Source organism: Arthrobacter sp. 49Tsu3.1M3 (assembly GCF_900168135.1).
In the GTDB taxonomy this organism is placed as follows: Bacteria; Actinomycetota; Actinomycetes; order Actinomycetales; family Micrococcaceae; genus Arthrobacter.
The window spans coordinates 150,148-165,421 of the sequence record NZ_FUZD01000005.1 but is presented as its reverse complement, the minus strand read 5'-3'; the positions used below and the strand labels follow the sequence as shown (position 1 = coordinate 165,421).

6 protein-coding genes and 1 tRNA gene are annotated in these 15,274 nt (G+C 70.3%); 5 read left to right on the top strand and 2 right to left on the bottom strand.

The genetic code is table 11. The features are described from left to right. Positions 1–224 precede the first annotated feature (224 nt). Positions 225–4,790 carry an ExeM/NucH family extracellular endonuclease gene (locus B5X90_RS08695; protein WP_079552003.1) on the top strand — a complete coding sequence of 1,522 codons (4,566 nt, stop codon included), beginning with the start codon at positions 225–227 and terminating at the stop codon, positions 4,788–4,790. Between the two features lie 180 nt (positions 4,791–4,970). On the opposite strand, the gene B5X90_RS08690 is transcribed toward B5X90_RS08695, so the two are convergent. Continuing rightward, positions 4,971–7,169, bottom strand: a complete 2,199-nt coding sequence (locus tag B5X90_RS08690; RefSeq protein WP_079552000.1) for an FAD/NAD(P)-binding protein — start codon at positions 7,167–7,169, stop codon at positions 4,971–4,973. 83 nt (positions 7,170–7,252) lie between these two features. On the opposite strand from B5X90_RS08690, the gene B5X90_RS08685 reads away from it, so the two are divergent. The 4 genes from B5X90_RS08685 (at position 7,253) to B5X90_RS08670 (ending at position 13,075) form a co-directional block, all read left to right on the top strand. Further along, positions 7,253–9,532 carry a prolyl oligopeptidase family serine peptidase gene (locus B5X90_RS08685; protein ID WP_079551998.1) on the top strand — a complete coding sequence of 760 codons (2,280 nt, stop codon included), beginning with the start codon at positions 7,253–7,255 and terminating at the stop codon, positions 9,530–9,532. A gap of 155 nt (positions 9,533–9,687) precedes the next feature. Then, a tRNA-Ser gene (locus tag B5X90_RS08680) sits at positions 9,688–9,775 on the top strand. A 176-nt stretch (positions 9,776–9,951) separates the two neighbouring features. Further along, complete coding sequence (locus tag B5X90_RS08675; RefSeq protein WP_079551996.1) at positions 9,952–11,583, top strand: phytoene desaturase family protein; 1,632 nt, start codon at positions 9,952–9,954, stop codon at positions 11,581–11,583. 22 nt (positions 11,584–11,605) lie between these two features. Next, entirely contained in the window at positions 11,606–13,075 is a 1,470-nt protein-coding gene (locus tag B5X90_RS08670; RefSeq protein WP_079551993.1) for an MFS transporter, read from the top strand. Here B5X90_RS08670 and B5X90_RS08665 read toward each other — a convergent pair. After that, entirely contained in the window at positions 13,020–15,200 is a 2,181-nt protein-coding gene (locus B5X90_RS08665; RefSeq protein ID WP_079551991.1) for a RecQ family ATP-dependent DNA helicase, read from the bottom strand. The two genes, B5X90_RS08670 and B5X90_RS08665, sit on opposite strands and share 56 nt — an antisense overlap. Positions 15,201–15,274 lie beyond the last annotated feature (74 nt).

The window sequence follows — 15,274 nt, the reverse complement described above, 5'->3', positions numbered from 1 at the left end:
CTCGAGCCGCTCCGGGAACGCTGCGGCGCGTCCCGCTGGGGGACGTCCCGCCGAATGCACGTTTAGTCCATACGTTGTTCATTCACCCCTGTTTGGATGGGCCCGGCACGACTTGACCAAAAGTTCTGGCCGGCCACTGTCCGCTGCACCAAGCGGACGCACTGCACCCTGCCTATTAACTGCACCGCCCTTTACCCGGGGCACCCTAATGAGAGTCAGAGCGGATGAAACAAACACCCTGGAAAACAGCGCTGGGCACAGCACTGTCGGCGGCGCTGATAGCAGCTCCACTGGCGGCGGCCATGCCGGCTGATGCCACCGAACCCTTGCCGGCAGCAACCGGAGCCTCGCCGGTGGTCATCAACGAGGCCTATCTCAGCGGCGGCAGCTCCGGCGCGGCCTTCAAGAACAAGTTTGTCGAGCTGTACAACGGCTCCGACGCGCCGGTCCCACTGGAGGGCTGGAGCCTCCAGTACCGCTCAGCCCCGGGCACCGGTGCGCCGAGCTCGGTGGCAGCCCTGGCCGGCAGCATTCCCGCCAAGGGCTACTACCTGCTCAAGGGCGGCAGCAACGGCACGGCCGGCGCCGACCTGCCGGCCGCCGACGCCACCGCCACCGGCTTCAACCCGGCCGGTGGGGGCGGGACGATCGTGCTGGCCAAACAGGCCACAGCACTCAACCCGCTGCCGACAGGCTCGGTCATCGAACCGGCCAACGTCGCGGACCTCCTCGGCTACGGCACTTCCAACACCTTCGAGGCCCAGGCGGCCGCGGCGCCGTCGGGAAACAGTGACGTCAAGAGCATGAACCGCAGCAACGGCGGCGCTGACACCAACAACAACGGCGCCGACTTCGCGCTGAACGCCGCCATCACGCCCGAGGCCGCCAACGGCACGGCTCCCGGCCCCGTGGAACCGCCCGTGGACCCGGGCCCCGGCACTCCCCCGGTCAGCAAGACCATCGCCGAAATCCAGGGCCCCGGCGCCGCGAGCCCGCTGGCAGGATCCTCGGTCACCACGCGCGGCCGCGTCACCGCGACGTTCCCCACCGGCGGCTTCGCCGGGTACTACGTCCAGACCCCCGGAACGGGCGGCGATCTCACCCCTGCCAACCACGCGGCGTCGGACGCGGTGTTCGTCTACTCCCCGTCCACGGTCGACTCCGTCAGGATCGGCGACTATGTCGAACTCACCGGCGCCGTCAGCGAATTCTTCGGCATGACCCAGCTGACCGTTGCCGCGGGAGCCGATCTGAAGAAGCTCACCGAGGCCGCCCCCGAGGTCAAGGCCACCGGGTTCGCGCTGCCCGCCGATGAGGCGTTCCGGGAATCCCTCGAAGGCATGCTGCTCGCCCCTCAGGGCCCCGTCACCGTGGCGGACAACTTCTCGCTGAACCAGTACGGCGAGATCGGTCTGGCCGGCGGCACCACCGCGCTGGAGCAGCCCACCGCCGTCGCACCCTTCGGCTCCGCGGAGTACACCGCCACGGTCGCGGCGAATGCCGCCCGGGGCATCAAGCTCGACGACGGCGCCACCACGAACTTCCTCAAGGACGCCGCCACCAAGGCCCAGGTGCTCACGTACCTGACCACGGCCGATCCCGTCCGGGTCGGCGCGCCGGTGACGTTCAAAACCAACGTGGTGCTCAGCTACGCGAACAGCGCCTGGAAGTTCCAGCCCCTGACCCAGCTGACGGCGGCCAACGCGGACACCGTGCAGCCGGCCAGCTTCGGCGCCACCCGGGCCGGGACCCCGGCCGCCGTGGGCGGCAATCTCAAGCTTGCCTCCTTCAACGTGCTGAACTACTTCCCCACCACCGGCGACCAGGTGGCCGGCTGCACCTTCTACCCGGACCGGGACGGCAACCCCATCACCGTCAAGGGCGGCTGCGATGTCCGCGGCGCCGCGAACGCGGAGAACTTCAAGCGGCAGCAGGACAAGATTGTCGCCGCCATTTCCAAGTCCGGAGCCGACGTCGTCACCCTCATGGAGGTCGAAAACTCGGCCCAGTTCGGCAAGACCCGGGATGACGCGCTCGCCAAACTGGTGGATGCGCTGAACATCGCCACGCCGGGGATCTGGGACTATGTCCGCACGCCGGCCAACGCACCCCCGCTGGCCGACGAGGACATGATTCGCACCGCGTTTATCTACAAGACGGCCGCCGCCGAACCGATCGGCGAGTCCATCATCCACAACGACACGGTTGCTTTCGCGAGCGCCCGCAAGCCGATGGCCCAGGTCTTCAAGCCCGTCGGCGCCGCCGATGACAAGAAGTTCATCGCGATCGCCAACCACTTCAAGTCCAAGGGTTCCGCTGCGACGCCGGACGACACCGACAAGGGCCAGGGCGCCTCGAACCTCGCCCGCACCGCCCAGGCCAAGTCGCTGCTGGCGTTCTCCGACGAGCTGCAGAAGGCCAAGGGCACCGACAAGGTCTTCCTGATTGGCGACTTCAACTCCTACGCCAAGGAGGACCCGATCAACGTCCTCACCGGCGCCGGGTACATCAACCAGGACGAGAAGGCGAAGAACGCCGACGGCTCCGCCAAGCATTCCTACCTGTTCGGCGGCCTCGTGGGCTCGTTGGACCACATCCTCGCCTCGCCGGCGGCCAACGCCGCGGTCACCGGCGCGGACATCTGGAACATCAACTCCGTGGAGTCCGTGGCGCTGGAGTACAGCCGCTACAACAACAACGTCACCGATTACTACGCTCCGGACCAGTTCCGCGCCAGCGACCACGATCCCGTGGTGGTGGGGCTGAACTTGCCCGTCACGCCGGCCAGCGTGGAGCTGAACTTCCTGGGCATCAACGACTTCCACGGCCGCATCGATTCGAACACCGTGTTCTTCGCGGGGACCATCGAGAAGCTTCGCGCCGCTGCCGCCCCCGGCGCCACGGCGTTCATCTCGGCCGGCGACAACATCGGCGCGTCGCTGTTCGCCTCGGCCATCGCCAAGGACCAGCCGACCATCGACGTGCTGAACGCCCTGGAGCTGCGCACCTCTGCGGTGGGCAACCACGAGTTCGACGGCGGCTGGGCTGACCTGCGCGACCGCGTCACCGCCGGCGGGACCAACGCCAAGTTCCCGTACCTGGGCGCCAACGTCTACGCCAAAGGCACCACCACCCCCGTCCTGCCGGAATACACGGTCCTGGACATGAACGGCGTCAAGGTCGCCGTGATCGGCACCGTCACGCAGGAGGTGCCGTCCCTGGTCACGCCGTCAGGCATCGCGGACCTTGAATTCGGTGACCCCGTCGACGCGATCAACCGGGTCGCGGCGAAGATCAGGGCGGACAAGCTCGCCGACGTCATCATCGTGGAGAACCACGACGGCGCCGGGTCGGGCGCGCCCGACGGCGCCACTTTGGAGCAGGAAATCGCCGCCGGCGGCCCCTTCGCCAAGATGGTCCAGAAAGTCACCCCGGATGTGGCGGCGATTTTCAACGGCCACACCCACAAGCAGTACGCCTGGGACGCCCCGGTCCTGGATGCGGCGGGCCAGCCCACGGGCAAGACCCGCCCGATTGTCCAGACGGGAAACTACGGCGAGTTCATCGGCCAGATCCAGCTGACCATCGACACCAAGACCATGTCGGTGACCGGGTACAAGGCCGGCAACGTCCAGCGCACCACCAGCGCCGCGCAGCCGGCAGCCGATCTCGTGGCGCAGTACCCGCGGGTCGCGGCCGTCAAGGCCATCGTGGACAAGGCCCTGGCCGACGCCGCGGTGGTCGGCAACCAGCCTGTCGGCAAGGTCACCGCGGATATCACGACGGCGTTCGCCGGTTCCCCGGCCGTGCGCGATGACCGGAGCAGCGAGTCCACGCTCGGGAACCTGGTGGCGGACTCCCTGGTGGATGCCCTCAAGGCGCCGGACCTCGGCGCCGCCGAAATCGGCGTCGTCAACCCGGGCGGCCTGCGCAACGAGCTGTACTACGCGCCCGACGGCACCATCACGTACGCCGAGGCCAACGCCGTGCTGCCGTTCGTGAACAATCTGTGGACCACGTCCCTCACGGGCGCGCAGTTCAAGACCCTGCTGGAGCAGCAATGGCAGACCAACCCTGACGGCACGGTTCCCAGCCGCGCCTACCAGCAGCTGGGCCTGTCCAAGAACGTGAACTACACCTACGACGCCGCCCGCGCCGCCGGTGACCGGATCACCTCGATCCGGGTCAACGGTGCCCTGATCGACCCGGCGAAGTCCTACCGGATCGGGACGTTCAACTTCCTGGCCACCGGCGGCGACAACTTCCGCATCTTCAAGGAAGGCGCGGGCACCAAGGACTCCGGGCTCGTAGACCGCGATGCCTGGATCAAGTACCTGCAGGCCCACAACCCGGTCTCGCCGGACTTCGCCCGCCGCTCCGTGGCGGTCGTGAACACGACGGCGGCCGAGGTCAAGGGCGGCGGACCCATCACCCTGGCGGTTTCGAAGCTGGACCTCACCTCGCTGGGCAGCCCGGTGAATGCCTCGCTGCGCGCCGAGTTCACGGACGCTGCAGGCACCGTGACGGCGCTGGGCACCGTGCCCGTGACCGCCGGCTCCGCCGCGGTGAACGTGTTGGTTCCCGGTGGCGCCGCCGCCGGCACGGGCACCCTGGTGCTCACCGCCGTCGAATCCGGCACTGTGGTGAAAACGGCGGTGACGGTCGCTGCCAGCGTCCCCGTCCCGCCGAAGTGCACACCGCCGGTCAAGCCGACCAGGCCCGGCGATGTCGTGGGCCAGGTGAACTACGGGACAGCCATGGCCGCCTACCGGAAGTGCCTCAAGGGCTGATGCCTTAACCCGGACTTCCCGGTCCCCCACCACGGCACATGCCCTCCCCTGGCCCGCAGCACTGGACATAAGCACCACGTGTCCACTGCCCGGCCCCACGGGAGGGCATGCCCATTCTTGGAGGCAGGCGAGCCGAAGGACATGCCCATTCCTGGCCGGCTCCCGACCGGTGTGCGGGTACTAGGGGGCCAGGATGTCGCGGGCGATCTCGTCGGCGTCGCGCAGGGTGCGCTGGCCGCTGCGGTAGACCGGACCCGACTTCGGCCGGGCCTCGGCGGCGATGGCCGTGCCCCATTGCGTGGCGGAGAGCTGAAGCCCGATTACGTAAAGCCCCGGCGTCACGGACCCGTTGGCACCCAGCGGCCGGTAAGGATGCGGGACGACGTCCAGCCCGGAGGTCTGTACGGGGGTCCCCTCCACGCTCATCATGAGGCGCGGCCGCACCAGCCCCTCGGCGAGCAACTGCTCCAACAGGGGCGAGGAGTTGACGGCCACCCGGTTGGCCGGTGCCAGCGCCTCGATCATCGCGGCCGCGGACACGGCGCCCGCCAGGGAACCGGACACAGCGTTCTCCGTCCGGTCCCTCACCGCACCCGTGTGCGCCGTCCCTGAGGCAGCACCGATCACGCCGGTACTGCCCACAAAGCCGCGGACCCCAGCACCGCCCGCGGCGGCGCCGCCGACGCCGGCAGGTTCCATCGCGGCACCTTCCGCCCCGCCGTCGGCGCTTTCAGCCATTCCGCCGCCCACCCACGGTGATGCCGCGGTGAACTTGCGGGCCCGCCGGTCCACGCCGAACTTGGGGTCAGGGCCCACGAAGCGCACGATTCCCGCCCGGGCCAGCGCCGCGAGCTGCGCGGAGCGCAGCGCCGGCGGGCCGCTCGCCAGGCCTTCCACGAACGATTCGAACCAGCCCCGGAGGCCCGCGACCCAGGATTCGTCCGTGATGCCGCTATCGGCCACAGCGGTCTTGAGCACCGCCCGGCCATGGTGCAGCGCGCCGATCGCCATCTTCACGGGGTCGTCCTCGCCAAGGGCGGAGCGCCGGGCGTCGTCGAGCAGGTAGTCGACGACGGCGTCGTCCAGTTCGGCTCTGGAGTCGAACGAGCGCCCGGCCAGGGGCGCCGCGAGGCCGAGCAGGTCCAGGCGGTGGGATGCCCGGACATGGACGGCAATCACCGATTCCGCCGTGTGCTCCCACTTGGCGGTCGAATGCGCGTGCGGCCGCAAAGACTCGTCCAGGGCGCGCAGGAACTCGGCCGGGCCGGTCAGGATGGCATCGGGCTGCGAGCGCGCGAGCGTCGAGTAGTACGCCCAGACTGCGTCCCGGTGCAGGAGCGGCCAGAGGTCGTAGTCGAAGGAGGGCCGGATCCCGGATTCGGCGAACTTCGCGATCGCGCCCTCGGTGCAGTAGCGCAGCCGGACGGTTCCGGGATAGTAGCCGGTGAGTGTCGCCTTGGCCCGGTAGGGGGTGCCGCGGCGTGAGGCGGCGATGATGAGCGGTTCGCGGCCGGAGGGCAGATACGTCAGTTCAGCGTTGCCCTCGCCGGCAACGAACCGGCCGCCCCGCCCTTCCGTCAGCTGTCCCATTACGTCAAAGAAGTTCAGGCCCATGCCGCGCACCAGGACAGTTTTGCCTGCCGGCACCCGGGACCAGTCGACGTCGGCGGGCGCCGCCGGCGGCACGTACAGGAGACCGAGCTCCTCCGCCGCGGACAGCAGCTCCCGCTGTTCAGGGTTCAACCGCGCGTCGAGGTGGCCGACGGCGAGCACCACGGAGTCGACGGTAAGTACGGTGCCGTCGTCGAGCACGACGTCGAACCGCACCGAAGTTTCCTCCGCGCCGGCCGGCCCGGAGGCGGCCAGGTCCGGGCCTAGCGTGGCGGCGGCGTCCGCGGCGGCGTGGCGGACGGACGTCGCCGTCGCCGCGTGGAAGTCCACGCTGACGCCGGCCGGCAGCACGGTGAGCAGTTCCTCGAGGGTGGACCGCAGGTAACGGCCGTAGAGGGCACGGCTGGGGAAGTCCGCCTCGCCGAGCCGGGAGAGCTCGGCACGTTCCTCGTCAGTGAGCGAAGGGTGCGGGTGGGCCTGCTGGCGTTCGCGCCACTGGTCGAACGTGCGCCCGGCAAGGGGCGGCACGAGTTCCGGGTCCTCGGGGACCACGGTGGGATAGAAGGACTGCGTGTTCATCAGGTACAGCCGCGACTGTCCGGGCTGCCAGACGTGCCCCGGGCCCGCCGGATAAGGGTCGACCACGTCGATGTGCAGGGTGCCCGCGGGGCCGGCGGAGGCCCAGTTGGCGAGGAGCCGCTCCAGCACGCTCGTGCCCCGGGGACCGGCGCCTATCACTGCCGTCCGGATGCTTCGAGATATGCCCACGGCATCCAGCGTATCGGCAACCGGCCGCCGGCTTGACCTCCGTGTGACTTGCCACTGCCGCACCGATGTTCTTGGATGGGAAAATGACCACCACAGAAGCTGACCACCCGTCCGCGTCCGGCGAGGCCACCGGCGCCCTCCCGGCTGGAGGGACTTCCCCCGAACCCGTCGACGAGAACATCTGGCTGGAGGACATCTACGGCCAGGAGCAGCTGGCGTGGGTGCATGAACAGAACGCCCGCACCGAGGAGCTCCTCGAGGACGCCGACTACGCCGATCTGGAAGGCCGGATCCTGGAGGTCCTCGACTCCACCGACCGGATCCCAATGGTGGGCAAGCACGGCGAGTGGTACTACAACTTCTGGAAGGACCGGGACAACCCCCGGGGCCTGTGGCGGCGCACCAGCTGGGACAGCTACCGGGCCGGGACCCCCGAGTGGGATGTCCTGCTGGACGTAGACGCTCTCGCCGCCGCCGAGGGCCAGGACTGGGTCTTCCACGGCGCCAATTTCCTCCGCCCTGCCCCGGGTAAACCCCACCGGCGGGCCCTGCTGGCCTTCTCCCCCGACGGTGGGGACGCCAACCGCCACCGGGAGTTCGACGTCGAGGCCCGCGGCTTCGTGGACCCGGCCGACGGCGGCTTCGACCTCCCGACCGGCAAGGGCAACGCCTCCTGGCTGGACGGGGACACCCTGCTGGTCGCCACCACCGCCCACGACCTGCCGCGGACCACCTCGTCCTATGCCCGCACCGGGGTAAAGCTGCGCCGCGGCGAGTCCCTGGCCCAGGCCGAGCAGCTGTTCGACATTCCCGAGGACCACATGATGGCAATCGTGGCCCACGACTCCACGCCGGGCTTCGAACGCACGTTCGCCGTCGACTGGATCAGCTTTTTCGAGAAGAACACGTCGGTGCTGCGCGATGGTGCATGGGTGCAGATCGACGTCCCGGCGGACGTGAACCTGAGCTCGCACCGTGAATGGCTGCTGTTCCGCCCGCAGCGTGACTGGACCGTCAACGGCACCACCCACCCGGCTGGCTCCCTCCTCGCGGCCGGCTTCGAGGACTTCCTCGCCGGCTCCCGGGACCTCGCCGTGCTCTTCACGCCCGATCCGCACACCTCCCTGCAGTCCTGGAGCTGGACGCGGGACTTCCTGCTGCTGAACCTGCTCCGGGACGTGTCCTCGGAGATCCACGTCCTGGATCCGCGGCGCCCCGGCACGGACGCCGCCTGGGCCGCCACCGTGCTGGATGCCTGCCCGCCGCTGCACGACGTCAATGCCTTCGCGGTGGATGACGAGGACGACGCCGAAGGCTCGGACGACGACGGTACCGGCGGCGCCGCCTCGGTCGCCGAAGGCGAGGCGCCCGGCGCAGGGAACGACTTCTGGCTGGTGGCCACCGGCTTCACGACGCCGACGACACTGACCCGCGGGACACTCACCCGCGACGGCGGATCGGTGACCAGCACGCACGAGGTGATCCGGACCTCGCCGTCGTTCTTCGACGAGGCCGGCTACGAAGTCCAGCAGCACTTCGCGGCCTCCAGCGACGGCACGAAGGTTCCGTACTTCCAGGTGGCCGCCAGGGACCTGGTGCTGGACGGCCAGAACCCTACCCAGCTTTCCGGCTACGGCGGCTTCGAAATTTCGCGGACGCCGGCGTACAGCGGCGCGATCGGCCGCGCGTGGCTGGAGCGGCGGACCGCGGAGTCCAGCGGCGCAGAGGGCGAAGGCGCGCACCGCCGCGGCGGCGTCTACGTGGTGGCGAACATCCGCGGCGGCGGCGAGTACGGGCCGGACTGGCACCGCGCCGCGCTGCAGGGCAACCGTCACCGGGCCTATGAGGACTTCGCCGCCGTCGCGAAGGACCTGATCTCCCGCGGCGTCACGTCCCGTCAGCGGCTCGGCTGCGTGGGCGGCTCCAACGGCGGACTGCTGGTGGGCAACATGCTCACCCAGTACCCGGAGCTGTTCGGCGCCGTGTCCTGCGGGGTCCCGCTCCTGGACATGCGCCGGTACACCAAGCTGTCCGCGGGCTATTCCTGGATCGGCGAATACGGCGACCCAGACGTGCCCGAGCAGTGGGAGTTCCTGAAGACGTTTTCGCCGTACCACCTGCTCAAGGACAGCGTGGACTACCCGGAGACGTTTATTTGGACGGCGACTTCGGATGACCGGGTGGGGCCGGCCCAGGCCCGGAAGATGGCGGCCCGCATGCAGGCCATGGGCATCCCCAATGTCTGGTTCCACGAGGCGCTCGAGGGCGGCCACGCGGGGGCCTCGGACAACCGGCAGGCTGCGGCCCTGCAAAGCCGCAGCCAGCATTTCCTGTGGCGGGCCCTCGCCGGCCAGGAGGCCTGATTCCGCACCCCTGCCGCCGACAGCAACGCGGGGTCATATCCGGCCCATCCGGCGCCCCGTCATGGACCGGAAGTGACCCCGTGTTGTTCTGGAGCGGCCGTTTTGCACTGCGTGGCACCTTCTGCGTATCCTTGGTTGGCTAGTTAATAGCAATTGGAGACGTGCCAGAGCGGCCGAATGGGCTTCACTGCTAATGAAGTGTGGGGCACAACTCCACCGGGGGTTCAAATCCCCCCGTCTCCGCGTTTGGCCCCGGTCCTCGGACCGGGGCCTTTTGCGTTCCCGGGCGGATCAGGGCGGATCGACGTCGTTCGTTTTGGCGCTGGTCTGCCCCCGCGCCTTCACGTCCCGCCGCCTCGGCCCGTCCGGTGGCCGGACGCCTCACGCCCGCCGGCGGATCCGGATGGCAGGATAGGGCCATGTCGAGCACCACGGAATTTGACGCCATCATCGTCGGCGGCGGCCACAACGGACTGGCCGCGGCCGCGTACCTGGCCAAGTCCGGGCGGGACGTCCTGGTCCTGGAAAAGCTGGAACACGCCGGCGGCGCCGCGGTGTCCGCCCACGCGTTCGACGGCGTCGACGCCCGCCTCTCGCGCTACTCATACCTCGTCAGCCTCCTGCCGCGGCAGATCATCGACGACCTCGGCCTGCGCATCACGCTGGCGCGGCGGCGCTATTCCTCCTACACCCCGGACCCCGCGGACGGCAGCCGGGCCCTGCTGGTGGACAACGGGGACGAGGCCGCCACGGCCGCGTCGTTCGCCGCCGTCGGCGCTCCCGACGGCGAGTTCGGCGCCTTCACCGCGTTCTACGCCGCGTGCCGGCAGCTCACGGAGGCGCTCTGGCCCACCATGACCGCGCCGCTGCTGGCGCGGTCCGACGCGCGGGCCCTCGCCGCCCGGGCCGGGGCCGACGCGGCGTGGGAGGCCATGATCGAACATCCCATCGGACAGGCGATCCGCCGGGAGCTGGGCAGCGACCTGGTCCGCGGCGTGGTCCTAACGGATGCGCTGATCGGTACCTTCGCCCGGGCTGACGATGCGGACCTGCAGCAGAACATCTGCTTCCTCTACCACCTGATCGGCGGCGGAACGGGGGACTGGGACGTGCCGGTCGGCGGCATGGGCGCGGTCTCCGGCGAGCTGGAGAGGGCCGCGCGCGACGCCGGCGCGACCATCCTGACCTCCGCGGACGTCACCGCCGTCCGGCCCGGCGGCACCGTGGACTACCGCCACGGCGGCCAGGACCACTCGGCTTCCGCCCGGTGGGTGCTGTCCAATGTGGCGCCGGTGGTCCTCGACCGGCTGCGCGGCCGGCCTGCCGCGGACCTGCCAGCCGGCGCCGCTGCCGGCGCCAACCCGAACCATCGCCGCGAGGGCGCGCAGGTCAAGGTCAACCTCCTGCTCAAACGCCTCCCCCGGCTGCTGGACGGATCCGTGAGCCCCGAGGCCGCGTTCGGCGGGACGTTCCACATCAACGAGACCTGGTCCCAGCTCGATGCCGCCTACAGCACCGCCGCCGCCGGATGCGTGCCCTCGCCGCTGCCGTGCGAAATCTACTGCCACTCGCTGACCGACCCCAGCATCCTGTCCCCGGAACTGCAGGCCGCCGGCGCCCAGACGCTGACCGTCTTTGGCCTGCACGTCCCGGACCGGCTGGTCACGGCGGAGAACAACGGGGACCGCCGCGCCGAACTGCAGGCCGCCGTCCTGGCCTCCCTGAACTCCGTCCTGGCCGAGCCCGTCGAGGATCTGCTCCTGACCGATCCGGACGGGCGGCCCTGCATCGAAACCAAGACCACTTTGGACATTGAACGCGCCGTGGGGATGCCCCGCGGCAATATCTTCCACGGCGGCCTCGACTGGCCGTTCGTGGAAGACGGCGAACCGCTGGACACCCCGGCGCGCCGCTGGGGCGTGGCGACGGACGATCCGCAGATCCTGCTCTGCGGCTCAGGTGCCCGCCGCGGCGGCGCCGTCAGTGCCATCGGTGGACACAACGCCGCCATGGCCGTGCTGGAATCGGAACCACCCCGGCGCCATGGGTGAACCGGGCCGTGGAGACACGCGCATGAATGCCGTCCCGCGCGGCGCGGACCCTGCCGGGGGCAGCTGGAGCCCGCGGCTGGCCCTGCTGGTGGCCGCGACGTTCTTCATGGAGTTCCTCGACGGGACCGTCCTGACGACCGCCATACCCAGTATCGGCGCGGATTTCGCGGTGCCGGCCGCCGACGTGAACATCACCATGACCGCCTACCTGATGACGGTGGCGATGGGCATCCCGCTCAGCGGCTGGCTCGCGGAGCGGCTCGGTGCCCGCCGGGTGTTCTGTCTCGCCATCGCCGTCTTCACGGCCGCGTCGCTGCTCTGCGCCCTCAGCCAGGACCTGACCATGCTGACGCTAAGCCGTGTCCTGCAGGGTGCCGGAGGCGCCATGATGGTCCCGGTGGGCACGCTGGTGGTGCTCCGCGGCACCCCGAAGAAGGACCTGCTGCGGGCGACGGCCTTCCTCGTGTGGCCCGGGCTGCTGGCCCCGGTCCTCGCCCCGCTGGTGGGCGGGGCGCTGACGACCTACCTGTCCTGGCACTGGATCTTCCTGGTCAACCTCCCCCTGGGCCTGGCAGCCTTCCTGGCCGCGCTGCGCCTGGTGCCCCCAGTCCGCGGCGACAGCATGCGGCGCCTGGACTGGCTCGGACTGGTCCTGACCACGCTCGGGGTGGGATCCCTGCTGGTCGGCCTGGAATTGATGGGCGGCCGGGACTCCGGACTGCTGGCGGCCGCGGGGATCGCGGCGGGCCTGCTGTTCCTGGCCGCCGCGGCGGCCTGGATGCGGCGGACCAGCACGCCGCTGTTCAATCTGTCCGTCTTCGGCGCGCGGACGTTCCGCGCGACGGCCACGGGAGGCTTCGTGTACCGCCTGACCATCAGCGCGGTGCCGTTCCTGCTGCCGCTGATGTTCCAGGTCGGTTTCGGCTGGGACCCGCTGCGCGCCGGGGCAATGGTGTCGGCCGTGTTCGTGGGGAACATCGGGATCAAGCCCGCCACGACGCCCCTGATCCGGCGTTTCGGGTTCAAGCCCGTCCTGGTGTTCGCGTCGCTGGCCTCCGCGGCCACTTTTGCGCTGTGCGCACTGCTCGACACCGGCACGCCGGAACCGCTGATTGTCGCGGTGCTGGTGGCCAGCGGGGCGTTCCGCTCCATCGGGTTCTCGGCGTACGCGTCCGTGCAGTACGCCGACGTCGTCCCGGCCCAGCTGCCGTCCGCCAACGCCGTCTCCGCAACTCTCGTGCAGCTCGCCACCGCGGCCGGGATCGCGGTCGGGGCGCTCCTGCTGCGGATCTTCGAGGCAGGCAGCCGCGCGGGATCCGCCGGGCTCGCCGGTGATCCGGCGGCGCCGTTCCGGGCGGCGTTCCTGGCCATCGCGGTCCTGATGCTCCTGAGCACCCTGGACAGCCTGGCCCTCCCCCGCCACGCCGGCGCGGAGGTCAGCCGGCCTGGCCCAGCACCAGCGGCAGAACGGCGCCGGCACCCGCGAGCCTGAGGGCCCGCCCGGAGACGGTCAGGGTCCAGCGGCTGTCCACGAGGTCGTCCACCAGCATGACGCTCTGGCCACGGATTCCAGCCAGGGCCTCCTCCAGCTCCGGTCCCACCACCAGGCGGTCCCAGACGCCGGCGAGCCGGTAGGCGCTGTTCCCGCCGCGGCCGCCGGCGGGTCCGCCGTGATTGAGCTGCAGCTGGCCCAGATACGGGATGCGGCCGATCTCCGAGATCCCGCGGGCCAGGGAATCCACCAGCAACGGCTTGCCGCGGGAGGGCAGGCTGATGATCGCGGCAGGGCGGCCGGCCCCGCTCCAGCCCGCGGTCCGGGCATCTCCGGCGCCCCACTCCCGGAGCACCTGGACGCAGGCCTGCAGCATGCCCGGGTCCACGGGCCGGTCGGGCGCACCGGCGGCGAAGGCCTCCCGCAGGGCCCCGCCCCAGCCAAGGTCCGTCAGGCGGGCCAGCACCCGGCCGTCCGCGAGAGCCTCCTCCGGCTTGATCTTGCCCTTGACCGGCACGCCCAGGCGGTCCATGCCGCTGGGCCACTGCAGCCGCGGTTCCAGGGCGACGCCGGCCCGGCGCAGGGTCTGCCCGGCGGTCTCCGTGGCGTCCTCGGCGATGTCGGCGCGGAACCAGCGGCCCGCGCAGTTGTCGCAGCGGCCGCAGGCGCGGGCTGTTTCATCGTCCAGCACCGAGGTGATGTATTCCATCCGGCAGCCGGCCGTGTCCTGGTAGATGACCATCGAGTCCTGTTCATCCACCCGGGCCTCGGCGATCCGGCCGTACCGCTCGGCGTCGTAGTTCCACGGCTGTCCCGTGGAGCGCCAGCCGCCGCCGACGCGTTCGACGGCGCCGTCCACGGCCAGGACTTTCAGCAGCAGCTCCAGCGGGGTGCGGCGCAGGTCCACCCGGGCCTCGAGAGCCACCGTGGACACCGCCGTGCCTGCCTCGGCGAGGGCCGTCAGGACCGCGGCAGCCTTCTCCTCGGACGGCATGGACGCCGTGGCGAAGTACTGCCAGATGTCGCGGTCCTCGGATCCTGGCAGCAGCAGGACGTCGGCGTTCGCCGCGCCACGACCGGCGCGGCCCACCTGCTGGTAGTACGCCACCGGCGACGACGGCGCGCCCAGGTGCACCACGAAGCCGAGGTCCGGCTTGTCGAAACCCATGCCAAGGGCGGAGGTGGCCACGAGCGCCTTGACCTGGTTGTCCTTCAGGAGCTGCTCGGCGCGTTCCCGGTCCGCGGGGTCCGTGCGGCCGGTGTAGGCGAGGACCTCGTGCCCCGCCTCGGCCAGGAGGCGGGCGGTGTCCTCGGCGGCCGAGACCGTGAGCGTGTAGACGATGCCGCTGCCCTGCAGATCCTGCAGGTGGGTCAGCAGCCAGCCGAGGCGTTCGCGGGAATCGGGCAGGGTCAGGACACCGAGCCGGAGCGAATCCCGGCCCAGCGCGCCACGGATGGTGAGCACGTCCTTGCCGAGCTGTTCCTCGATGTCATGCACCACCCGGGAGTTGGCCGTGGCGGTGGTGGCGAGCACCGGGACGGTGTCCGGGAGCTGCGTGATGAGGTCCGCGATGCGCCGGTAGTCGGGGCGGAAGTCGTGGCCCCAGTCCGAGATGCAGTGGGCCTCGTCAATCACCAGCAGCCCGGTCCGGCGGACGAGCTCGGGCAGCTGGTTTTCCCGGAAGGACGGGTTGGTGAGTCGTTCCGGCGAGACCAGCAGGACGTCCACTTCATCTGCGGCGAGCTGCTCGCGGACGGTGTCCCAGTCCAGCTGGTTTGCGGAGTTGATCGCCACCGCCCGCACCCCGGCCCGCGCCGCGGCCGCGACCTGGTCCCGCATGAGGGCCAGGAGCGGGGACACGATCAGGGTGGGCCCGGCGCCGCGGCGGCGCAGCAGCAGGGAGGCGACAAAGTACACGGCCGACTTCCCCCAGCCGGTGCGCTGAACCACCAGGGCCCGCCTGCCGCCGTCGACCAGGGCTTCAATGGCCTCGAACTGGCCGTCATGGAACTCGGCTTCAGGATGGCCCACGAGCTCCCGCAGTACGTTCTGCGCCTGTTCCCGGGTCGAGGATGTGGTGCCGGCTAGGGCCGTGCTGGAAAGGGCGTTCTGGTTACTGGCCATTGCTTCAGTATCCCAGCCCCCTCCGACAGCCACGAAGCCGGTACCCGCTATGTGCACAATTCCGGGGCGGGGAC

Excerpts from the sequence above, each read along its gene's own strand:
- B5X90_RS08695 (WP_079552003.1), top strand. The coding sequence starts at position 225 with ATGAAACAAACACCCTGGAAAACAGCGCTGGGCACAGCACTGTCGGCG.
- B5X90_RS08665 (WP_079551991.1), bottom strand. The coding sequence starts at position 15,200 with ATGGCCAGTAACCAGAACGCCCTTTCCAGCACGGCCCTAGCCGGCACC.
- B5X90_RS08670 (WP_079551993.1), top strand. The coding sequence starts at position 11,606 with ATGAATGCCGTCCCGCGCGGCGCGGACCCTGCCGGGGGCAGCTGGAGC.
- B5X90_RS08675 (WP_079551996.1), top strand. The coding sequence starts at position 9,952 with ATGTCGAGCACCACGGAATTTGACGCCATCATCGTCGGCGGCGGCCAC.
- B5X90_RS08685 (WP_079551998.1), top strand. The coding sequence starts at position 7,253 with ATGACCACCACAGAAGCTGACCACCCGTCCGCGTCCGGCGAGGCCACC.